The sequence below is a fragment of the Pseudoalteromonas sp. SS15 genome, assembly GCF_049257195.1.
Taxonomy (GTDB): domain Bacteria; phylum Pseudomonadota; class Gammaproteobacteria; order Enterobacterales; family Alteromonadaceae; genus Pseudoalteromonas.
This window is the reverse complement of the sequence record NZ_JBMMUD010000008.1, coordinates 184,875-207,213: the sequence shown is the minus strand read 5'-3', so window position 1 is coordinate 207,213 and position 22,339 is coordinate 184,875. Positions and strand designations below refer to the sequence as shown.

18 protein-coding genes are annotated in these 22,339 nt (G+C 41.0%); 8 read left to right on the top strand and 10 right to left on the bottom strand.

Translation table 11 applies throughout. The features are described from left to right. Window positions 1-239: 239 nt before the first annotated feature. The 3 genes from AAEU28_RS16790 to AAEU28_RS16780 all read right to left on the bottom strand — a co-directional run bounded on the left by AAEU28_RS16790 (window position 240) and on the right by AAEU28_RS16780 (window position 6,498). Window positions 240-1,124 carry a class I SAM-dependent methyltransferase gene (locus AAEU28_RS16790; protein WP_421965154.1) on the bottom strand — a complete coding sequence of 295 codons (885 nt, stop codon included), beginning with the start codon at window positions 1,122-1,124 and terminating at the stop codon, window positions 240-242. A 76-nt stretch (window positions 1,125-1,200) separates the two neighbouring features. Further along, complete coding sequence (locus AAEU28_RS16785; protein ID WP_421965153.1) at window positions 1,201-3,849, bottom strand: TonB-dependent receptor domain-containing protein; 2,649 nt, start codon at window positions 3,847-3,849, stop codon at window positions 1,201-1,203. Window positions 3,850-4,161: 312 nt separating this feature from the next. Then, a complete protein-coding gene (locus AAEU28_RS16780) occupies window positions 4,162-6,498 on the bottom strand; it encodes a DNA polymerase II (protein WP_421965152.1) in 2,337 nt (778 codons plus the stop codon). 67 nt (window positions 6,499-6,565) lie between these two features. Here AAEU28_RS16780 and dinG point away from each other — a divergent pair, with 67 nt between their 5' ends. From dinG to rsmS, 6 genes are read left to right on the top strand one after another with little or no spacing between them, the layout of a single operon-like run. Continuing rightward, complete coding sequence (gene dinG / locus AAEU28_RS16775) at window positions 6,566-8,638, top strand: ATP-dependent DNA helicase DinG (protein ID WP_421965151.1); 2,073 nt, start codon at window positions 6,566-6,568, stop codon at window positions 8,636-8,638. Then, entirely contained in the window at window positions 8,638-9,417 is a 780-nt protein-coding gene (locus AAEU28_RS16770; protein WP_421965150.1) for a TSUP family transporter, read from the top strand. Before dinG ends, AAEU28_RS16770 begins: the two co-directional genes overlap by 1 nt. Beyond that, window positions 9,414-10,013, top strand: coding sequence for a primosomal replication protein (locus tag AAEU28_RS16765; protein WP_421965149.1), 600 nt, complete (start codon window positions 9,414-9,416; stop codon window positions 10,011-10,013). Before AAEU28_RS16770 ends, AAEU28_RS16765 begins: the two co-directional genes overlap by 4 nt. Next, on the top strand, window positions 10,013-10,903 hold the full coding sequence (locus AAEU28_RS16760; protein WP_421965148.1) for a histone deacetylase: 891 nt from the start codon (window positions 10,013-10,015) through the stop codon (window positions 10,901-10,903). The genes AAEU28_RS16765 and AAEU28_RS16760 overlap by 1 nt, the downstream gene beginning before the upstream one ends. Window positions 10,904-10,946: 43 nt before the next feature. After that, the gene (locus tag AAEU28_RS16755; protein ID WP_421965147.1) at window positions 10,947-11,222 is read left to right on the top strand and encodes a late competence development ComFB family protein; all 276 of its coding nucleotides are present in this window, start codon (window positions 10,947-10,949) and stop codon (window positions 11,220-11,222) included. Window positions 11,223-11,230: 8 nt separating this feature from the next. Continuing rightward, entirely contained in the window at window positions 11,231-11,395 is a 165-nt protein-coding gene (gene rsmS / locus AAEU28_RS16750) for a pleiotropic regulatory protein RsmS (protein ID WP_421965146.1), read from the top strand. Window positions 11,396-11,417: 22 nt separating this feature from the next. Here the strand turns inward: rsmS and AAEU28_RS16745 are convergent, their stop codons facing one another. Beyond that, the gene (locus AAEU28_RS16745; RefSeq protein WP_421965145.1) at window positions 11,418-11,882 is read right to left on the bottom strand and encodes a hypothetical protein; all 465 of its coding nucleotides are present in this window, start codon (window positions 11,880-11,882) and stop codon (window positions 11,418-11,420) included. Between the two features lie 269 nt (window positions 11,883-12,151). On the opposite strand from AAEU28_RS16745, the gene AAEU28_RS16740 reads away from it, so the two are divergent. Both AAEU28_RS16740 and AAEU28_RS16735 read left to right on the top strand, forming a co-directional pair. Further along, window positions 12,152-15,271, top strand: coding sequence for an efflux RND transporter permease subunit (locus tag AAEU28_RS16740; protein WP_421965144.1), 3,120 nt, complete (start codon window positions 12,152-12,154; stop codon window positions 15,269-15,271). Between the two features lie 9 nt (window positions 15,272-15,280). Continuing rightward, window positions 15,281-16,387, top strand: a complete 1,107-nt coding sequence (locus AAEU28_RS16735; protein WP_421965143.1) for an efflux RND transporter periplasmic adaptor subunit — start codon at window positions 15,281-15,283, stop codon at window positions 16,385-16,387. Window positions 16,388-16,516: 129 nt separating this feature from the next. Here AAEU28_RS16735 and AAEU28_RS16730 read toward each other — a convergent pair whose 3' ends face one another. The 6 genes from AAEU28_RS16730 to AAEU28_RS16705 are packed head-to-tail and all read right to left on the bottom strand — an operon-like array spanning window position 16,517 to window position 22,309. Further along, window positions 16,517-16,849: a Na+/H+ antiporter subunit G gene (locus AAEU28_RS16730; RefSeq protein WP_058029289.1), complete on the bottom strand. Its 333-nt coding sequence runs from the start codon at window positions 16,847-16,849 to the stop codon at window positions 16,517-16,519. A 7-nt stretch (window positions 16,850-16,856) separates the two neighbouring features. After that, entirely contained in the window at window positions 16,857-17,126 is a 270-nt protein-coding gene (locus tag AAEU28_RS16725; protein WP_058029288.1) for a K+/H+ antiporter subunit F, read from the bottom strand. Next, window positions 17,120-17,656 (bottom strand): Na+/H+ antiporter subunit E, encoded by a 537-nt coding sequence (locus AAEU28_RS16720; protein ID WP_421965142.1) that lies wholly within the window; start codon window positions 17,654-17,656, stop codon window positions 17,120-17,122. The genes AAEU28_RS16725 and AAEU28_RS16720 overlap by 7 nt, the downstream gene beginning before the upstream one ends. Further along, on the bottom strand, window positions 17,656-19,173 hold the full coding sequence (locus AAEU28_RS16715) for a monovalent cation/H+ antiporter subunit D (protein WP_421965141.1): 1,518 nt from the start codon (window positions 19,171-19,173) through the stop codon (window positions 17,656-17,658). Before AAEU28_RS16715 ends, AAEU28_RS16720 begins: the two co-directional genes overlap by 1 nt. After that, on the bottom strand, window positions 19,170-19,517 hold the full coding sequence (locus AAEU28_RS16710) for a Na+/H+ antiporter subunit C (protein ID WP_058029285.1): 348 nt from the start codon (window positions 19,515-19,517) through the stop codon (window positions 19,170-19,172). The genes AAEU28_RS16715 and AAEU28_RS16710 overlap by 4 nt, the downstream gene beginning before the upstream one ends. Beyond that, entirely contained in the window at window positions 19,517-22,309 is a 2,793-nt protein-coding gene (locus AAEU28_RS16705; RefSeq protein WP_421965140.1) for a monovalent cation/H+ antiporter subunit A, read from the bottom strand. Before AAEU28_RS16705 ends, AAEU28_RS16710 begins: the two co-directional genes overlap by 1 nt. Window positions 22,310-22,339: the final 30 nt, after the last annotated feature.

The following is a 22,339-nucleotide window of genomic DNA, read 5'->3' as shown; positions in this document are numbered from 1 at the left end:
GCAGGAACAACAAAAGGTCAACCAATTGGAGATAAAAATTTACACTTTCTTCAACAATCGTGTTTGTGAACAACCTAGGTTAACGAAAAATAAATACTTGATAGGTCTAGAGAAAAGTGAAATCACGGCGATATTAGAAAAGAAATTTGATTAACGAAGTAAAAAATTAGAGCATCTAAATAGTAATCATCTCCAAATCAGAAATAACCAAATACTTTGTTGTTCTAAGTTTAATAAATTCAATTAAGAATCCCTGAACACTTCTCTGCAGAAATAACAACCGCGATTAAACCATTAGATGTGTCTCTTAGCTCTCTAACCACTACATCCGAGTAACATTGAGTATTATTAATTTTATGCAACAGTATTTCGGTATTTTCTGCTGCCTGTTTAAGTTCATTCAACCTTAACAATAATAACTCAAGCTCTGATTCGAATAGTTTATATGCTTGTTCAAAGTCAACGCTTTTATTTTCAGTTATAAATTGATAAAACGCCGGAAAATTTGTTGCATCAAGGCTGACTTTTTCTAATGGCTGAAATGAAGATATAAATTGCTCAATTTTTTCTTTATATATGCCACTAGGTTTATTATTAATTAATGCATTCACTAAGCCTTTTAAATCTTTAAGCATATTCTCTTTAATCACTAAACCCGCTTCAAGGATCTGCCGGTTAGGCTTAACTATTATTGAACTTTCATGGTGGCAAACAAGGTGCAATTTACCTTTTGATTTTAATACTCTATGTATTTCACTTAAACTCAAATCGATATCTGAATATTCAAGAGCAAATTGAGATATTACCGTATCGAACTCAGCATCTTTAAAAGGCATTTTCTCAGCTGAAACATGAGAAATGAAATGCCCTTTTATATTTTTTGTTACTTCATCATTTATTTTTGCCAGATCGATCCCAACGCATTCATGCTGAGAAACAGATTGTATTAATTCTATTACCGCACCATTGCCAGTACCAATATCTAGCACTTTTGAATGTTCATCTAAAGTTCTAGAAAAGTTCTGCCATAAGGCTTTTATCTCACCTTGGTAATTCATTTTAAAAGCATCGCCAAATGAAGTTATATGCCCTTGCTCCCAATATTCAGACCAATGCTCGCTCATATTACTTACCCTAAATTTTAAAACTAAAAAAAAGCCCCTCTGTTGAGGGGCTTATATTTATACTAATAAACTAATATTAGAAGCTAATGCTGTAGCCTGCAAATACTTCACGGCCAATGTGACCTGCATAGTATAAAGTATCAGAATTCCAGAAACCTTCGTCATCTTTTACAACGCCTTTGTCAAACAAGTTACGTGCACCTAATGTGAATGTACCGTATGACTCAGTGAAATATTTAACATTAATGTTATGTGTTACGTACGTTGGATCATGGTTCTCACCTTTGTAACGGAAGTTTTCAGGCTTACCATCTCCAAGGTCTAGATACTGATCTTCATATACTGAAGAAATTATATCTGTTGTCCAAGCTACTGATAGGTTGTCTAACGAGTAGTTTACATTGAACTGTGAACGCCAATCAGGTGTACCAGGCATACCGATAAAATCTTGTGACGGACCCGAGAAGTAAACGTCACCAGCTGACTCAAGTAGGTAAGTAGTTGTATTGCTTACTGAGAAATCACCGAAACCAGTTTCGAACTTGTACTCAAGGTTCAAGTCTAGACCTTTTCTTGACATGAATGCACCGTTCTCAGAACGAGTTACAACGTCACCAAGTACTGCACCGCTCGCATCACGTTCAAGCTTAACACCTGGGTACTTCGCCATTAGGTCGTCAAGTTGACCACCTACTTCAGCGTTAATAAGTGATTGAACTGTGATAGAAGAAATTACATTACTAACTTCTAGTGAGAAGTAGTCTAGTTTAACAGCAAAGTTCTCGATACCTGAATATACGATACCAGCATTAATGTACTCAGACTCTTCTGGACCTAATTGATCGTTACTTTGAATAAGGTTATCGAACTGACGTGATTTACAGTCAGAAGCAGAAATGCCCTGCGCTTCACAAGCAACATAGTCAGTTGCGCTTGTTGCACTGAATGATGTTGCAGCTAGTAGCTCATCAAGAGATGGTGCACGGAAACCTTCTGAGTATGACGCACGTAGTAAGATTTCATCTGTTGGACGATATTCTACTTTCACACTTGGGTTAGATACTGTACCGAAATCGCTGTAATCATCACGACGGATTGCAGCACTTACAATTAGATTGTCAGTGAACGGCATTGCGATTTCATAGAAGAAAGCAGTCGTGTCACGCTCACCCATTGAAGAGTTACCTGCTGAACCACCAATTAGACCAGCTTCAGATTGTGCGTCGTACTGAGAGTCAAATGATTGGTCAAAGTACTCACCACCGAAGTAGTGCTGAATCTCGCCACCAGCAAGTTCACCTGCTGCGAAACCAATACCGAAGAAGTAGTGATCCATTTCGTTTTGGTTTTCAGTATAAGTTGTAGAACGAAGGTTATTGATGCCTTCTTCTGAACCTAGGTCAATACCATACTTTTCATTGTAAGCAAGACCTGAGTAACTTAAGTAGTAACGACCAACTGAACGGTAGTCTAGCTTAGCTTTGTGGTAAGCAAATTCCCACTCAATTGAATCACCAGCAATGCCTTTTAGACCAATCATGTAATCTTGTTGATAGTCAGTTACTAAACCATCACGGTTACCGATACCATACCAACGGAAGTAACCTGTTACTTCTTCGTCGTAAGGGTTGTGCTCATTACCTGCAGCCATGTTGTTCCACTTAGCTGCTGGCGGAGCATAACGACCGAAAGAATCATTACGGCTTAACATAGCACGAGCATATAGCTCAATCTCATCGGTGATTTCATAGTTAGAACTAACCATGATTGAATCTTTGTTTGTAGAAGCCATGTTTGCAGAAACGTTAGCATATGCGAAACCACACACTTCACCGCCGCCAACACCACCTAATAGTGAACCTTGGTCAAGTTTACCAACGAAACCTGGTACGTTTGCAGCTAAATCATCACACTTAGCTGAAGCTACAAAACCATCAGGACCAAGTATAGTTGCACCATAGTAACTTACACCTACTGTTTCATCATAGATTGAAACTAGGCCGTCACCATTTGTATCTTCCCAAGAAGCCGCTGTGTATTCACGATCTTTGTCGAAAATAGCGCCTTGCTCTTGGTGGTCATATACGAATGTGATGTTACCTTTATCTGAGCTAACACCGAATGAAAGTGACATTTGCTTTGTATCAGCACCTTCATTTGAAGGACGACCAAATTGAACGTCGAAAGATGCACCTTCAAAATCTTTCTTAAGAATGATGTTGATTACACCCGCGATTGCATCTGAACCATAGATAGCAGAAGCACCGTCTTTTAAGATTTCAATACGCTCAACAGCTGCCATTGGAATAGAGCTTAAATTTGCTGATGAGCCACCTAGTGATGGAGAACCAGCAACACGTTTACCGTCAACTAGTACTAGGGTACGGTCACTACCAGCACCTAAAAGGCTTACTGTAGATTGAGACTGTGCAGACGAACCTGAACTTGGTACGAATGAACCAAAACTGTTTGAAGTAACGCTACGAAGTGCATCAGCAACAGAAATACGACCTTGTTCTTCAAACTGTGCAGTAGTAATTACTTCTACTGGGCTTGCACCTTCTAGGTCAGTACGCTTGATACGAGAACCAGTTACTTCGATACGCTCAACTTTTTCTGCACCGTCTTCGTCTGCAGCAAAAGTATTCGCTGAAAATGCAGCTGTAGAAGCTGCGCCAAAAGCGATCGCTAAGCGAACTGCTTTTGAAACTTTATTATTTAACATGTTATCTCCCTGGGACCACTTGTTAGTAGCTTTTATAATTTTTTGAGGGTTATCCCTCTTATAGGTAATTGCAACATATGCAATAAACTAGTTGCATACTAAACAACAGAGATTATTCATGTCAATTAAAAATATGACCAATTTGCAACACTAAATACACATACATGTACCTTTTTTAAATAAAATGACCATGAAAACACCTTTAGTTGCTAAAATCAGAACAAATAAAGAGAGTTTAAATGCAAAAAAGAAAATAATAGGTACATTTGATTTACATCAAAAAGCATCAAAAAAAATATTTTTAATAATTCGTTAATTGTCAAAAAGGGTATGTTGCTTACTCGTGAAATTGAACGCGTTAAAATGAACTAGAAACATGTTAAGAATGGGCATAATTTGTTTTTGAATGTAATGCTCGTAATCAACTTGCTGAACATCATGATTACTCAATACTGCTTTTGGACCTGATTTAGAAATGTAATATTTAATAACCGTACCTTTATGAAAGGTAATATCAGTTGAGTTTGGAAGAGTTTTTGCAGCTCTGACATGGGGGGGGATATTCTTAACATACTGCTCAAGTGGCTTGCCTAAGCGTTTTTTGTAAATAAGTAAGTGGTCATTTTCACCACTGAGGATCTGTTCGATGTATTTTTGGGCGACTGACTCAAGATCCCCCTTAGAGAATAAAGTTTCTACTAATTCTTTTTGAAATAATTTAGCTATGTCTGTCCAATCACTTCTGACTGTTTCCATACCTTTGAATACCAGTTCAGAGTGACCATTCTTTTCCACTCTACCCACATAACGTTTTTTTGAACCAGTTTCTTGCCCACGGATAGTCGGCATAAAAAATGGGCTGTAATGTGTTTCGAACTCAATTTCTAAATGGCTTTGAATGCCAAAACATTCCTCGCATTCTAAAGACCAAGTTTGGTTGATTTTTCTTTGTAACGCTTTACCTATTTCGTGGCTTTGTTCACCAGTTAGCTCTTCGGGTAAGGCAACAAAAGTAGAATCTGTATCGCCGTAGATAACTTCATATCCCCAACTTTCAAGCCATTTACGCGTTGTTTGCATAATTTGATGACCACGCAAGGTAATGGAACTTGATAGCCTTGGATCATAAAAACGACACCCTTTCGAGCCTAATACACCATATAAACTATTCATAATAATTTTGATAGCTTGCGATAACATGGCATCGCCTTGCTCTTTGGCGTTTTGTCGTTTCTCTGAAAATTGCTCGACCAATTTAGGCAAGTGATGTGCTATTTTGGAAAAGTATCCGCCGTTGAACCCCTCTAATGCACTTTCTTTACTCTCTAAACCTTTCATAAGCCCCAACGGATCTATAAAAAAAGTTCTAATAATAGATGGGTATAGGCTTTTAAAATCAAGCACGAGCACATTTTTATAAAGGCCTGGTTTGGACTCCATAACATAGCCACCAGGGCTCTCAAAAGACACTCCATGTTCGGCTAAATTTGGCGCGATATAGCCACTTCGATGTAATAAAGGTAAGTATAAATTAATAAAAGCAGCCACTGAGCCGCCCATTTTTTCGAGTTCCAAACCTGTCATTTGCGTTCGGACAATAGCAAATTCTAGCAAGTTTAGTTTCTTGAATATCGACATAACAAGCATGCAATCTTGCAAGTTGTAGGCTGCTAAAGCGAGTTTATCTTCATTAAATTGCCTGATAATTTCAGACAAGCGGTTATCTTGTTGGATAAGCTTCTGCTCACCTAAGATTTCACTCGCCACATTAGCAAGGCTAAAACTCGGAAAGTGATACGTGGCATTTTTCATGGTGTCGATACCATCAATGACCACTCGGCCTGAAATCAAAACTCGAACATAGTTACCTTTATAAATATCTATAGAGGCGTTATCACGCCCTAAACAAAGGTCAATACCGAGTGCTTCAGCCCGCTCAGCTAAAACCACACAATCAAACTCAATGACATTCCAACCAATGATTACATCTGGATCTATAGCCTTCACTTGCTGCATTAAAACTTGCAGCAGTTCTATTTCGTCTTCGACCCAAATAATACTTTGCTCTGTTTGCTGAGGCGCTCCAATCATGATGACACTTTTATAGTGCTCGCTGACAAGACCGACTGAAAAAAGTACCCCTTGTCCATCACACTCAATATCAAGTGACAGCATAGAAAGATTTGGCTTGTAGTCTGGGTTTTCTTTTAACTTTGCATCCGTGATCTCGATAAAACCATTACGTTGCTTCACTTTTCCACTTACCCATACACCACCTTTAATGAATCGTTCCATTAAATAACGGTCGCAATGACGAATATCATCCTCATACAAACGTATATGCTGAGAAAAGTGTTGCTTGGCTTGAAATAGATGCTGATTAGAAGAAAAATAACAGGCTGCAACGGGATCACCGTCGAAGTGCTTTAATGAAAGTGGTTTTATGTCACATTGCAACCCTTGCTCTTTGATAAGACTTCTAGCTTGCGCTACATCTGACTGGCGAATGAAAAAAACAGATTGTTGATCGGGTATAATTACCTTTGCCGGACCTTGTGGTGTCATAAGCCAATAACAAAGACACAACTTCCCCTGCTGATTAAATTGCTGGCGTGATAGTATAAAGCCTTCGTATACAGCTTGTGCCAAGATAAAACCCCATCTAAAATATCAAACACTGTAATTATATACATACTGTACTTTTTAGGCGACCTTCATGCTTTCAGATGCATTAAAAAAAACAATTCGAACAACACATACCAGCATTGCTGAAAGCTTAGACGGTTATAGACCCAGAAAAAGCCAAAACTATCTAGTCGCAGAAATCGCCAAAGTCTTAGCGGGCGAATACCATAGATCACAAAAAATCTGTGTAATAGAAGCCGGAACTGGTACAGGTAAGTCTCTCGCCTACTGTTTAGGCGCCCTGCCTTTGGCATTGGCTAAAAAGAAAAAACTCGTCATTTCTACTGCAACCGTCGCCTTACAAGAGCAGCTCATTGAAAAAGAATTACCTTTTTTTAAAGAGCACTCAGGACTCGATTTTAAATTTGATTTGGTCAAAGGCAGGCATAGATATATCTGTGTGCACAAATTAAATTCAGCACTCGACGAAGACATGATGCAAATGTCACTCGTGCCTACATTGAGCTCCCCGCTATCTGAGCAAGAGAAAAACTGCTTAGTTGCACTTCAAAATGCCTATCAGAACAGACAATGGCAAGGTGATAGAGACAGTTGGGCTGACACCATTCCAGATCGAGTATGGAACTTAATTGCCTGCGATAAACACGCATGTCAAAGACAGATGAAATCTCATCATTTATGCCCATTCCATTTAGCACGACAAAAAATGGCGCAAATGGATGTGCTTGTTATTAACCATGCTCTGTTACTTGCTGACTTAGAGCTCGGTGGCGGCAAAATCTTACCTGAGCCCGATGAGACCTTTTATGTTATTGATGAAGCGCACCATTTGCCTCACATCACTCGAGACTTTTCATCCGCAGCGGCAACCATTAAAGGTACATTAGATTGGATTGAAAAACTTTTAAAGTTCAGTCAAAAGATGGCCAACGCCATTGTGTCGCAAAAAGCCATTGGTCAAAACTTTAAGCTTAACGACGCCGCAAATGATGCGGCTAAAGATTTAAGGTCGGTCAGAGACTTGCTAGACCAAGCTGATTTTAATTATAACGACGATGACACTTATCGATTCGAACACGGTATTGTGCCTGAGCAATTAACCATTAAAGCCAAAGACATCAGCGATGCAACACTCGATGCCTTAAGAGCGCTAAATAAAATGCATGATGCACTTACTTTAGATGTCAGTGATGGTGACGTGACTGCATTCTTAGCCGATCCACTTTTAGCCGAAAGTGGGCAGTACATCAACCGTCTTGAGCAATTACAAAAACTGTGGTTCAGCTACGCCAGTAAAGGTGACACTATTCCGCATGCTCGTTGGATAAAGCGACTTGAATATAAAAACCATCACGACCATTTGCTCTGCGACTGCCCAATTGAGGTGGGTTACTACTTAAAAGATAAACTTTGGCGCGAATGTGCAGGCGCCGTATTATGTTCAGCCACGCTCAGTGCACTCGGTACATTTGACCATTTCGCAAAAGAAAGTGGGTTAAAAGGTGAAGAAGGCGTGCAATATATTAAAGCTAATTCACCGTTTGATTATCCCAAACAAGCGACACTACATATACCTACCACAGATAAAGAGCCCACTGATAAAGCATTCAGTGACTTTTTAGCGGATGCTTTGCCTAAATATCTAGACAGAACTAAAGGTAATTTGGTGTTATTTGCCTCCTACTGGCAGATGGAACATGTTGCAAAAAAAATGCGCCTTAAGAACTGGCAAATTCTAGTGCAAGGCGAATTTTCACGTGATGCCCTACTGAAAAAACACAAATCTCGCATTGACTCTGGCCATGGCAGTATTTTATTTGGAACGCAAAGTTTGTCTGAAGGACTCGACTTACCCGGTGCTTATTTAGAAAATTTAGTCATAACTAAGATCCCTTTTGCTGTACCTACCTCCCCAATAGAAGAGGCACAAGCTGAGTTTGTTACAAGTAAAGGTGGTAATCCATTTTTATCAATCACTGTACCCGATGCCGCAAAGAAATTAGTACAAAGCTGTGGTAGACTGCTGAGAAAAGAAACCGATCAAGGAAAAATCACGCTCCTTGATAGGCGTTTGGTCAGTAAACGGTATGGTAAAGCCATGCTAGATACCCTCCCGCCATTTAAAAGACAAATAGATTATTAATGTTTGAATTTGCGCTCGACCCTATGACTTGGGGCTTATTGTGTTTGGTTGCTCTTATAGCAGGTTTTATTGATGCGGTAGCTGGCGGCGGCGGCATGTTAACTGTGCCAGCTCTTCTTACTGCAGGCTTACCTCCGCACATGACATTAGGGACCAATAAGCTTGCTGCAAGCTTTGGCTCAATTACTGCCAGTGTCACCTATTATAAAAAGAACTTATTTAATCCCAAGTTTTGGGCAGGATCTATACTGGCAACCGCAATAGGTGCATTACTCGGTACTCTATTGGTAGATCATCTTAGTATTGAGTTTTTAAACAAATTACTCCCAGTGATCATCATTGCTGTAGCCTGCTACAGTTTATTTGGTAAATTTAGTACTGAAACCAGTCATCATTTACCGACCAAAACATTGCAACTAAAAATAAAACAGTGGTTACAAGGGTTAAGTTTAGGCTTTTTTGATGGTTTAGCTGGCCCTGGTACGGGCACTTTTTGGACAGCATCAAATAGCCTACTTTATAAGATGAGTTTATTGTTGAATTGCGGACTCGCGCGTTCAATGAACTTTGTGTCAAATTTTATTTCGCTGATCACCTTTGTTGCATTAGGTCATGTTAACTTTTTACTTGGCATGACCATGGGGCTATTTTTAATGGTAGGCGCGTGGATAGGTGCGCACTCAGCAATTAAGTTCGGCAATAAGCTGATAAAACCCCTGTTTAATAGTGTCGTTATCGTACTTGCCGGTAAACTTATTTATGAGGCTTATTTTATATGAGTCAAGCCATTGTCAAATTACAGCAGCAAATTGAGCAACTTGCTCAGCATGCTCACCAGTTTGATAAAGCGAAGTGGTTTGATAAAAACCGCTACATTCAAGCACAGCCAAGTTTATTTGCACACAGCGTGTTTGCAACAAAAAGCTTAAAATTGTGCGAATATGTAGACGAGATCAAAGAAGCATTTGCAAGATTGCCAAGCCCAGAAAAACGTCACGCCTATGCGTTTGCCCTTGAAAAATTAAGCACACAAATAGAAGCCGTTATAAAGGTATTAAAATCGACGCCTGTTTGGGCCAAAGAAAATAAGTTTACCCAGCCTAAAAAAGCGAAAGTATACAAGCAAGCGGTTAAGAAAATCATGCAAAGCTCTCATGAGCTGTATCAAGAGCTATCACAAAACCACGAATTTGAGCGTCGTTTACAAGAGATGATCGATATTCGTAAACAACAGTTATCATCGGCAAGTACTGCTGAAGCAAGTACAATCAATCAAGAAATATTGGCACTGCATGCCCGACTTGGCCGATGTAGAAAAGCCATTACCGCCACTGAAGACAAAATTCAACAAGTTGAAAAACAACAAAACCGCTAATGATTTTCTATCACCCTCTATACAGTGCCCTACAACTGCCTGAGAGGCACCGCTTTCCAATAAAGAAATACCAAAAACTTGAAAGTACAATTCACGCTATGGGTTTTTCCAACCGAGTAATTAAACCAAAGCCAGCTAGCTTAGCGCAGATAAAGCTTTGTCATGATGCTGATTATGTCGACGCATTTGTAAACGGCTTTTTATCTGAGAAAGCAATCAAAAAAATGGGCTTTCCATGGTCAACAACATTAGTTGAAAGAACCTTACTTTCTGTTGGTGCGAGTATCGAGGCAGCTGAACACGCATTAGAACATGGACTCGGTTTGAATCTAGGTGGAGGCTATCACCACGCCCAGTTTGACCATGGTGCAGGGTTTTGTATTTTTAACGACCACGCCATAACTGCACAGCATCTGATCCAGCAAAACCTTGTTGAGCGCGTTGTGATCCTCGATTGCGATGTTCATCAAGGAGATGGTACTGCAGACATTTTATATGGCAACGACAACATCATTACTTGCTCTTTGCACTGCGCTCAGAATTTCCCCCGAGCAAAAGCGCGCTCAGATCTTGATTTCGAACTCGAAAAAGGGTGTACAGACGCACAATACTTGCAAACGCTAGAGCAAGCTTTAGATTTAATTAAGCGTCTCTATCGACCCGATATTATCATCTATAACGCTGGTGCTGATATTTATCATAAAGATGAACTCGGTTTACTAGAAATCAGTCTAGCAGGTGTATTAGAGCGTGATAAGACTGTAATTTCATTTTGTAAAAACAACGATATCCCTTTATCGATTGGGCTTGGCGGTGGCTATCAACGCAATGAAGAGCAACTGATTGAAGTGCATAAACAACTTTTACTCGCTGTGTTCGAAAACTATTGATTTTTGGTATAAACTCAAAAAATAAAAACATTAGGAAGATGACATGAAACTACATGATGATGTGCACAATTATTACGAAAAAGTCATGCTAGACCGCATCGTTGAGCGTAACCTGCAAGACAAATACGATGATGATATTATGGCTGATTTTTGCTGCACGGTACTTAATCAACTGCCTGCAAGATATATTCGCTATGATGTAGACATGGCCTTTTATTTACCACAACACGAGCGTATTCAAATGGAGCAAAGAGTCGATATTGCAATTGATGTTGCCATGACACAAGTGGCTAAAAGGGGTTCAACGGTCAGTGAGTAACTTTTAGAATGAGCAATAGTTTAGAAAATGCACCAACCCATGTGAAATTAGCGGTCGACTTAATTCTGCTGCTTGAACAACATGAGCTGCCAGCCGAAGACGTACTTGCTGCACTTGAGATTGTAAAATCAGACTTTCAAAATAAATTAAACAATGAAGCTAGCACAAACTAGCTTCATGTCACTTTGCAACCTGTTAGGCTGTTTTTAAATTTTCTGAGTTAAAATCTAACAGGCCGAGTTTATATTGTGCATAAAACTGGCTATCGGCTTCTGATTGCTTTGGGCACATAAAATAACCAATGTCGTCTCTAAAAGGCTTAAGTTGCTGGTGTTTGCCATCTTCCCAATATAATACTGCATGTTTCACCAAGTCACCCATATAAGTGTGATCCCACTCGTAATGACAAAAGCCATGGTGCGAAGACAAATAAGGGTCATACTTGTCTGCTAAAGTGATATCAAGCAAACCATTTTTATAGGCCGCAAATACCTTTGCATCATATTCCGCTGTTTTTTCGTCTACAAAATAGGCAATGTCTCTGCGAGGAGGTAATGCTTGAGGTAAACCAAACTTTTCACTCACACCCGAACACTCGACGACAATCCAAGAAACAAAATGTGCACCTATTTGATGGTCCCATTTCAATGCAACAAACATAATCTTTCCTTATACAAATTTTGCCGTGATTGTATTTCTATCGAAGAAATTTAAAAGTCTGAAAAGCCGCATGCTTGTTTCAAATCAAAAATTCTTAAGCAAATTTCATGAATAAATTTTTTCAAAACGTTACAAGATATTACCAAACCTACGGTTTAACTGACTTCTATGGAGGTTCAACGAAATCAGGATTTTTTGTCTTTGCTAATTTATCCACATCTGCGCCACAATGTTATAGCTGATTACTTTTGGTGCCTTTGGACATTACCATGAACTTAACCCGTTCCTCTTTAAAGAACCCTGCAGCGGTTCTTGTCATTCTTACTTTAATCATTTTATTTGGCATCATCAGTATTTTTAAGTTACCTATTCAGCTTACTCCTGAAATTGAACAACCTCAGATCACCATTTTTTCTGGTTGGCGACAAGCTGCCCCTGAAGAAATTGAATCTATGATCATCGAGCCTTTAGAAAATGCCGTAAAACATACACCTGGTGCACTCGAGGTAAATACCAATATTAACCAAGGTGGCGGTGCTATAAATCTGACTTTTGCGGTTGGCGCTGATATGCAACAAGCCATGCTTGATGTGCTGACTAGTTTAAACCAAGCTCCCCCTCTTCCTTTAGATGCGATGGACCCTGTGGTTACTGCTGGAGGAAACGGTGGTCCGGGCTCAGGTGGTCCAACAGCAGCGAGTTTATTAGTTGTGCCTTTAAGCTTTGACTCTGAACAACTTGATATGGCGCAATACCAAAAGCAAATTGAAGACATTATTGAACCTAGGCTTGCGCGGATCCCTGGAATTTCTCGTGTCAATATGAACAGTGAACGTCCTCGAGAGCTGCGTGTAACATTCGACCCGCAAAAAGCAGCGGCATTTGGCATCAGTCTTGCGCAAATTCGCCGCACTTTATCGACTGCCAATGATAGCTCTGGAGGCTTAGCTGATGTCGGACGTCGACAATACACAGTGCGATTCACCGGAAAATACAATGTCGACAACTTAGCTGAACTACGAGTCGGCTATGTAGGTGAACGACCCATTTATTTAGGCGATATCGCCAGTGTCGAAGATACAGTCACTGATCGCCGCTCTATGACATTAAGAAATGGTAAACCAGCTTATTACATCACGATTTCAAGAGCAAATGACGCCAATACTGTTGCTGTATTAGACGAAATAAATCACGCCATTAAAGAATTAAATGAAGGCGCTTTAAAAGAAGCTGGCCTTGCCATTGAACTAAGCTTCGATTCATCGGTGCATATCAGAAATGCATTACAGCTGGTAAAAGGTAATTTAGGCTTAGGGGTATTACTGGCTTGCGGTATTCTCTGGCTGTTTTTTAGAGGACTAAAACCCACTTTGATCATCGCAGCAACCATCCCTGTTTCACTGATGGTTGCATTTTTAGCGCTTAACCTATTTGAGCGAAGTTTAAATGTTGTGTCATTAGCAGGGCTGGCATTTGCCGTGGGTTTAGTGCTTGATGCCGCAATTATCGTGCAAGAAAACATAGCTCGACTCACTGCCACGGGCATGGCTGCAAGCAAAGCAACTTTGAAAGGGGCCACACAAGTTGGGGGGGCTTTATTTGCTTCCACTGCAACCAGTGTCGCTATATTTTTACCCATCATGTTTATGGCGGGTATTGAAGGTCAGCTATTTTCAGATCTCGCTTTAACCTTATCTATCGCTGTTATCTCGTCACTTATCTGTGCCATGACGCTTATTCCAGTCGCGAATAAGCTTTGGCCTGATACAAAAATTAAGCCAGATCCATATCAGGCCTATTGGCATAAAGTCACTCATTTTGTGGTTAAGTTAACCAATAGTAGGGTTAAACAACTTAGTTGGATAATTTCTTTATTAGGTGGCTCTATATTTATAACCTATGCTTTATTGCCTCAAACAGATTTTATGCCTCGTGCCCCTACCGACGGTTTCTTTTATACCTTGCTGACACCTCCGGGTGGAAATATCCAATTTATGGAAGCCGAAATTGCTTCACGAGTCAAAAAACGTGTAATGCCATATTACGAAGGAGAAAAGTCGCCAAAAATTAAAGACTTTAACTTCTATGTCTTCGGTTCGAATGCCGGTGGGTTTATTTACTCGGACGATCCAACCCGAGTTGAAGAGTTAATGAAAGTCGCACGTGAAGAGATATTCCACGATTTGCCCGATACTCGTGTTTTTCTAACACGAGGCTCGATGATCCGAGTTAACAATGGTGGAGATGGTCGCGCAATAAATATCGATTTATCTGGCCCAAATATTGATGATTTGATCGCAGGTGCAAGAGTCGCTTTGCAAGCAACACGAGAAGCCATACCTAACGCTTCAGCGCAGCCTATGCCGCGTTTAGATATGGCTGAACCAGAATTAAGGCTTCACCCTGATGATAGGCGGATCACTCAAGCGGGTCTAACACGCAGTGATGTCGCACAAGCTGTACAAGCATTCACTGGGGGATTATTTATTAATGAGTACTTCGATGGTAACGAACGAATGAACGTCATCTTGCGTGCAAAACCCTGGCAATCCCCAGAAGAACTTAAAGAGATGCCTATCATTACACCTCTGGCTGGCACACAAACACTCGGTGAACTTGCCCGTGTTGAACGAACCGTAGGACCAACACAATTAAGACGTGTAAATGGCAAGCGCACAGTCACTGTCATGGTTACCCCACCGCCCCAGATGAGTTTACAGGAGGCGCAAACACGCCTTAATTCACAAGTGCTACCAAAAGTACAAGCTGCGGTTTCTGCTTCAACGAGTGTAATCTTGGCTGGTAATGCGCAGAAGATGAATTCAGCAATTGAGGAAATGACCATCAATTTTGCCTTAGCCTTATTCATCTTATTTTTATTAATGACTGCATTATTTAAATCAGCCAAAGATAGCTTCCTTGTTCTTTTGATCATGCCATTGGCGTTAGCAGGCGGAGTTATTGCTCTGTATGTACTAAACCTATTTACTTTTCAATCACTCGACCTCTTAACCATGATTGGCTTTATTATTTTGCTTGGATTAGTCGTTAATAATGCCATCTTATTAGTTGACCAAACTCGTAGCTCTGAACGAGACGGAATGCAAAGAGAAGATGCAGTAAAACAAGCCGTATTATTACGTGCTCGCCCAGTTTATTTAAGTACGCTAACCAGTTTATTCGGCATGCTGCCACTGATGCTAGTGCCAGGTGTCGGCTCAGAGATATACCGCGGTTTAGCAACCGTAATTGTGGGAGGGATGGCTATCAGCGCTATTTTTACACTGGTATTAATGCCTAGCTTATTACTGTTAGGTAAAAGCAAATATAAAACGCCGAAACCCATAAACAAAGAAAAACCGCAACTCAATTTAGTTGCGAATCAATAAAGGAAACCGATGATGATTTTTAACCCCTCTAAGATTCGCACGAGCATACTTTCAAGCAGTTTAGCCATAGGAATAGTGTCTAGTATCGGCCTATTTTCTGCATCGAGTTTTGCGGTTTCGCCTGTTGCAGTTGAAACCATAGAGCAGGCAAAACTACACAGTAATTTGTCAGTACACGGTACTCTTTATGGAAAACAAGATGTCACATTAACGGCTGGTGTAGCTGGCAGATTAACCTTTGTAGCCACACCAGGACAGTTGGTCAACAAAAATGGCATGCTCGCTAAGATTGACTTGTTGCCACTACAACTCGCTAAGGCAAAACAAGAGGTCATGTTAGAGAGAGCCAAAATTAATCTTACCTTTCAAAAGCAGGAACTTGCTCGCTTAAAACGATTGGCGAAAAGTAACAGCGCCGCAGCGACACAAGTCGATCAAGCGCAGAATCAACATGACTTAACCCTCACTGATATTAAATTGGCTGAGATTGAACTGAAAGTCATTGAAGACCAATTAAACCGAGCAGTACTGAAAGCGCCATTTAGTGGTGTAGTGAGCGAAAGATATGAACTTGCTGGTAGCGAAATAAACCGTGCTCAGCCGCTTGTCAGTTTAATTGACATAAACAACCTTGAAGTGCGTTTGTATGTACCAGTTAAATATTTAAAATACTTAAGTTTAGGCAATGAATTACAGTTAAACGCGGGTCAACTAGATGACCCACAACAGGCACTTGCAACTGTAACCGCTGTGATCCCAGCAACTGATCCAAGAGCGCAATCCTTTGAAGTTCGTGCAGACCTTTTAACAAATGACGCACAAAGCTGGGCTTCCGGGCAATTAGTCGATGTCGTGGTACCTTTAAGCTCAAATACTGAGGAACTAATCGTTAATAGAGACGCTCTAATACTTAGGCAACAAGGTGTGCATATCGTGAAAATTAAAGAGGATAATACCGCAGAGCATGTAGCAGTGATTGTTGGTAAAGGCCAAGGCGAGCAAGTTGCAATTAAAGCAAAAGACAAAGGCGCCTTAAAAGTAGGTGACAGAATTGCGATAAGGGGTGCTGAAACCCTTGCTCAAGGTCAAGAAGTAGAGATCCAACCTGCATTATAGAAACGTTTACTAGCCCAATGAGCAAGCCGCTAAGTCTTTTCTTAGCGCGCTTGTCTCATTTTTTAAACTTTATCCACCTGAAAGAGCCATGTAAATTAGCTCGTTCAAAAGGTTAAACAGTCAGCTAAATCAAACATCGTCCTCAATGTTATCTTTACCTTTTGTGCGCTCGATACTATCAAGCTTGTGGTGTATTGCCGACTTAATGAGCATATAACCACTAATTGGTGCTGTTAATAGTAAGAAAATCGAAATCAAGATCTCTTTAACGCTGATCCCCGCTTCAGATTGACTAAAGAACACCATTGCCGCAGTTAGCAAACAAGCCATACCCAGTGTTGTTGCTTTTGTCGGACCATGTAGACGCATGAAGAAGTCTGGCATTTTCACAAGGCCAATTGACCCCACCAATACGAATGAGCCGCCAATCAAAAGTAATATAGAAATAATCCACTCAGCCATCGTTCACCTACTCTATTATATCGCCACGTAGTAAATACTTACATACAGCAACAGTACTTACAAAACCTAACATTGCAATTAACAGCGCTGCCTCAAAGTAAAGCTCAGTGCCCATGCTCAGCCCATATAAAATAATCAGAGCAATACTATTAATGTACATGGTATCTAAAGCCAAGATTCTATCTGGCACTGACGGGCCTTTCACTAATCGCCACAGATTTAATAGTAACGAAACGCCAATCATTGCAAATACAATCAGGATAACTGTCTCTAACATTCAAAGATCTCCTTTAAAGGTGCTTCGTAACGTTGTTTTATGGTGTTAATCAACTCTTGCTCATCTTTTAGGTTAAGCACATGAATGAGTAAATAACGCTGCTCAGGCTCTTCACCTTCTTGTAATGTCTCTTTCCAAGGGTAAACCTCAGCACTAACCGTACCTGGCGTCAGCGATACTGTGCTGGCTAGAATCGTAATCGGCATGGCCTGGTCAAGATCTAGCGGCACCTTAACAAAGCCCGGATTAAGCTTCTTTGTCGGCCCGAGTATCAAAAGCGCAACTTGAATATTTGCGGTAATGATATCGTACAACACTAACAATAGGTGTTTTAATGCCAGTCCGGGATGTAAGATCAGTGGCTGTTTCGTCCTAAATGGATTAGTCGCCAATGGGATCACTACAGCTAGAATTGCACCTAAGATCAGATGCCCAGGCGAAACACTGTTATTGAGTAACAACCAAACACTAAATAGTAATAAACTTCTAAATGGCGTTGGTAGCCACTTAAATCTTGCTTCTGTACGCATTATTTCGCCTCCCCAAGTACCACAGAGATATTCGCTGAGAAGTCATGTAGTTGTTTTGCCGCTTCAATGGCATACTCAGACATATTACCAGCAAAGATAACCATTAATGGTGAGCCCAGTAATACAATTAACAGCGCAGATATCTGATATTTATGTGCCTTGACTGGCTCTGCATTGTCTTGCGCTTTGTTTTGGTGATGCCAAAACACTGTACTGCCTGCCTTTGAAATACCAACTAATAAAGCCAAGCTAGCCAATAAATAAAGCCCCCAGAATATAGCACCATATTCACTCTCGAACGTCGCTCTGAGTAGCCAAACTTTGCCAATAAAACCTGAGAGCGGCGGCATTCCAATGACCGTAATAGCAGCGATAGCAAACGCCCCGCCAAGTAAAATAGGCTGGGTGACAGGTCGGCCTATTGTGATGCGATCAGCGACTTTACCACGTTGAATGCCTATCATATCGGTAAGTAAGAATAATGCAGCCGTAACAAGTGTCGAATGAACTAGATAGAAAATAGCTGCAGCACTGGCTTCTTCTGTTTGCACAGCAACGAGCGCAACCAGCGTACCCACAGATACTATCACTAAATTAGCCACAAGTTTGCGCATGTCTTTACTCGCCAGAACACCAATTGCGCCCATTACAATAGTTGCTAAGGCTAACCACCACAGCCAACTCTGGGCCATATGGCTTAACTCACCGGCTTCATCACCAAAAATCAGCGTGTACACTCGCATCATCGAGTAAACACCCACCTTGGTCATAATTGCAAACAGTGCTGCAACGACCGGTATGGCCGTCGCATATGTGTTAGGCAACCATAAATGAAGCGGTAAAAGCGCGCCTTTTAGTGCAAATACAACAAGTAATAACAAGCCACCAATCTTTGCAAGGTAAACATCATCACCCTGTAAGTCTGTGATCTTGCTTGCCATATCAGCCATGTTTAATGTGCCAAGTACACCATATAAAATGCCTAGCGCAATTAAGAAAATGGCTGAGCCCACCAAGTTCATTATCACGTATTGTAACGCTGCTCGAGTGTTATGCTTATCGCCGCCATGCATTAACAATGAATAAGATGCAATCAATAACACTTCAAAGAAAACAAATAGGTTAAATGCATCGCCCGTTAAGAATGCGCCATTTACACCCAACACTAAGAAATGCAATAAAGGATGATAAAAGCTGCCCTTCTCGTCATCGCCTGCACACGCATACAATGCACAAGTTAGTCCAAGCAAAGAAGTGAGAGAAACCAGTAAAGTCGAGAGCGGATCAGCAAACAACACAATACCGAACGGTGCCTGCCAATCACCTATCGCATAGGTTGTGCTACCCATTTCTTTTACTTGTAACAACAGCAGCACCGATGCTAGCAAGGTGATAAAACTGAGTGCCACTGAAGAAAAGCGACGGATCTGCTTATTCTTACCACAAGGTGGCATTAATAAAATAACCCCTGCCAACATAGGAAGTAATACAGGCAGAGAAGTTAAATGTTGGATCATGCTTTGCCCTTGTTATTATTAGTCGGAACTTGACCATTAACATGGTCATTACCTAAATCTGCACGGCCTCGGATTGCTAAAATCACCACAAATGCGGTCATCGCGAAGCCAATTACAATCGCAGTTAACACTAAAGCTTGTGGTAAAGGATCTGCGTAATCTGAACTATATCCAAGTACAGCGGCTTTATTTAAAGTTAAACGACCTGATGCGAATAAAAATAAATTCACCGCGTAAGACAACATAGTTAGGCCTAATACCACAGGAAAAGTTCTTGAGCGCAAAATCAAGAACACGCCACACGCGACCAAAAGGCCCACACAAGATGCATATAATATTTCCATTAGATGTTTACCTCTTCTTTCGGTGCATTGGCAGTTAATTTACCTAGACTTGCTAAAATCATCAGCGTTGCACCAACAACAGTGATATATACCCCTAAATCGAATATGAGGGCACTGGCAAGCTCAATCTGGCCAATTACAGGTAAGTCAAAGTAATCAAACCATGTTTTCAAGAACGGACGGCCAAATAACCAACTGCCTACACCTGTTGCTAGGGCAATTGCGATACCCGATGCAATAATTTTACGGTAGTTGATGGTTAAACGCTCTGCTATCCAGTTCGAACCATGCGCAATGTACTGCAGAATAAAGGCTATCGCAGTGATAAGACCTGCAATGAAGCCGCCACCAGGTAAGTTATGGCCGCGAAGGAAAATATAGAAAGACACTAACAACGCGAGTGGTAGTAGACTCTGTGAGATACTTGCAAGCAACAACGGATAGCGCTCTTTCGCCCAAGGGCGCCCTTCACTATCAGAACCCGGCATAAACAGCGGTAAGTTTACCAATAGCTTGTAGATACCCAACGCAGCAATACCGAGTACACAGATCTCACCAAGCGTGTCAAAACCACGAAAATCAACCAAGATCACGTTTACCACGTTAGTACCGCCACCGCCTGTTTTCGCATTTGCTAAGAAGAAATCAGAAATACTGGTCAGTGGACGAGTAATTAACGCATAACAAATACTACCAATTACGATACCGATTGTTGAAGCGATCCCAAGGTCACGCAATACACGTACTGAGCTTGAAGCTTTAGGTGACTTCTGCGGTAAGAAAAATAATGCCAACATAAGTAAAATAATGGTGACAACTTCTACCGTTAATTGGGTTAATGCTAAATCAGGGGCTGAGAAGCGTGTAAAGGCAATTGACACCATTAAGCCTACAACAGACACCATTAACAAAGAAATCATGCGCTGGCGATGCCAAATAACGGTTGCGATTGCAGCTATCATTAATAAGCCTGCGCCAATACCATTGTGCACATCTACTGGTGTCAGAGGGTTGTCACCCGCTAACTGTGCCATTTCAAATAGCGGCCAACCAGCAGCCAGTAAAACAATCACAAACATCAGCATTAAATAACGTTGCAGAGAACCATTTTCAACTGCGGCAATTTTGTTTTGGCTCCATTTCACTAATTTGGACACTGAGCCATCAAACATCTTTTTACCCGTCATTGGCGGCAGTGATGCTTGGAATTGGAATAAATACTTGCGCTGAGTATAAATTAAAATACCACCGGCAACGGCCAGCGCACTCATAAGCAATGGTAAATTAAAGCCATGCCATAAAGAGATCTTATACTCTGGTACCTGCCCTGCAAGCACCGCATCTGCAGCAGTATAAATAATGTCATGAACGATAAAGTTCGGGAACATCCCCACAATTAAACACAAGGCAACAAGTATTTCGATTGGAACACGCATGTATCTTGGTGCTTCATGTGGCTCTTTTGGTAAATCAATTGGATCACCGTTAAAGAAAACATCATGAATAAATCGCGCAGAATAAGCGACTGAGAAAGCAGCAGCGATGGTTGCAAGCACTGGTACTAACCAAGACATTGAGCCTAATAATTGTTGGTGCAGGGTCTCTGCAAAGAACATCTCTTTTGATAAGAAACCGTTGAGTAGCGGCACACCCGCCATAGACGCGGCGGCAACCATAGCAAGCGTTGCGGTATAAGGCATGAATCGCCACATACCATTGAGCTTACGCATATCTCGTGTCCCCGACTCATGATCAATAATACCTGCAGCCATGAATAATGACGCTTTAAAAGTCGCATGGTTAATAATGTGGAAAATTGCCGCGACGGTTGCAAGCTCAGTATCCAAACCAAACAATAAAGTAATCAAACCTAAGTGACTGATTGTAGAGTAAGCTAGCAACCCTTTTAGGTCGTGCTTGAACAGCGCAACATAAGCTGCAAACAATAAAGTCGCTAAACCAGTAAGGCCAACTAAAATAAACCAAAGCTCAGTTCCCGCCAGCGCTGGGTAAAAACGTGCCAGTAGGAAAATACCCGCTTTTACCATAGTCGCACTATGTAAATAAGCACTTACAGGTGTTGGTGCTGCCATCGCATGTGGCAACCAGAAGTGGAATGGAAACTGTGCAGACTTGGTAAATGCGCCTAATAATACCAATACTAACGTAGCTTCATATAAGTCATGTGCTTGAATAAGCTCGCGGCTTGCTAGTATGACATCGATATCATAGCTACCGACAATATGACCCAACATTAACAGACCGGCAAGCAAGGCAAGACCACCACCGCCTGTGATAGTTAGCGCCATACGTGCACCTTTACGTGCTTCTGACTTATCCCACCAATAGCTAATTAATAAGAATGAGCTAATGCTGGTAAGCTCCCAGAATAGCCATAGTTGAAGCACATTATTCGCCGTTACAATACCTAACATCGCCGTCATGAACAGCATTAGATAAGCAAATAATTTCGGCATAGAGTCTTTTTCACTCAGGTAATAACGGGCATAGAAGATAACCAACATGCCAATACCTAAGATCATAAAAATAAATAACAGTGAGAGCCCGTCAAGTCGGAATGATAACTCTAGGCCAAGTGCAGGCACCCAATTGATGCTTTCACGCAGTACTTCACCCGCAAAGACATCTGCAGCAGAGTTAATGACCAGTATTAAGGCAATAGCAGGCATTACGAGTGTTAAAGCGGTAGTTTGGTTACGCGTTAACTTGCCTGTTAAAGATGAAATAATACTGCCAAAGAAGGATAGCAAAGGTATCCAAAGCAAAGTCATATAATTAACCTTTTTTATTGTGCTGTCACA

Excerpts from the sequence above, each read along its gene's own strand:
- AAEU28_RS16725 (WP_058029288.1), bottom strand. The coding sequence starts at position 17,126 with ATGTTAGAGACAGTTATCCTGATTGTATTTGCAATGATTGGCGTTTCG.
- AAEU28_RS16710 (WP_058029285.1), bottom strand. The coding sequence starts at position 19,517 with ATGGAAATATTATATGCATCTTGTGTGGGCCTTTTGGTCGCGTGTGGC.
- AAEU28_RS16720 (WP_421965142.1), bottom strand. The coding sequence starts at position 17,656 with ATGCGTACAGAAGCAAGATTTAAGTGGCTACCAACGCCATTTAGAAGT.
- AAEU28_RS16745 (WP_421965145.1), bottom strand. The coding sequence starts at position 11,882 with ATGTTTGTTGCATTGAAATGGGACCATCAAATAGGTGCACATTTTGTT.
- AAEU28_RS16740 (WP_421965144.1), top strand. The coding sequence starts at position 12,152 with ATGAACTTAACCCGTTCCTCTTTAAAGAACCCTGCAGCGGTTCTTGTC.
- AAEU28_RS16785 (WP_421965153.1), bottom strand. The coding sequence starts at position 3,849 with ATGTTAAATAATAAAGTTTCAAAAGCAGTTCGCTTAGCGATCGCTTTT.
- AAEU28_RS16705 (WP_421965140.1), bottom strand. The coding sequence starts at position 22,309 with ATGACTTTGCTTTGGATACCTTTGCTATCCTTCTTTGGCAGTATTATT.
- AAEU28_RS16730 (WP_058029289.1), bottom strand. The coding sequence starts at position 16,849 with ATGGCTGAGTGGATTATTTCTATATTACTTTTGATTGGCGGCTCATTC.
- AAEU28_RS16765 (WP_421965149.1), top strand. The coding sequence starts at position 9,414 with ATGAGTCAAGCCATTGTCAAATTACAGCAGCAAATTGAGCAACTTGCT.
- AAEU28_RS16770 (WP_421965150.1), top strand. The coding sequence starts at position 8,638 with ATGTTTGAATTTGCGCTCGACCCTATGACTTGGGGCTTATTGTGTTTG.
- AAEU28_RS16715 (WP_421965141.1), bottom strand. The coding sequence starts at position 19,173 with ATGATCCAACATTTAACTTCTCTGCCTGTATTACTTCCTATGTTGGCA.
- AAEU28_RS16790 (WP_421965154.1), bottom strand. The coding sequence starts at position 1,124 with ATGAGCGAGCATTGGTCTGAATATTGGGAGCAAGGGCATATAACTTCA.
- AAEU28_RS16755 (WP_421965147.1), top strand. The coding sequence starts at position 10,947 with ATGAAACTACATGATGATGTGCACAATTATTACGAAAAAGTCATGCTA.
- rsmS (WP_421965146.1), top strand. The coding sequence starts at position 11,231 with ATGAGCAATAGTTTAGAAAATGCACCAACCCATGTGAAATTAGCGGTC.
- dinG (WP_421965151.1), top strand. The coding sequence starts at position 6,566 with ATGCTTTCAGATGCATTAAAAAAAACAATTCGAACAACACATACCAGC.
- AAEU28_RS16760 (WP_421965148.1), top strand. The coding sequence starts at position 10,013 with ATGATTTTCTATCACCCTCTATACAGTGCCCTACAACTGCCTGAGAGG.
- AAEU28_RS16735 (WP_421965143.1), top strand. The coding sequence starts at position 15,281 with ATGATGATTTTTAACCCCTCTAAGATTCGCACGAGCATACTTTCAAGC.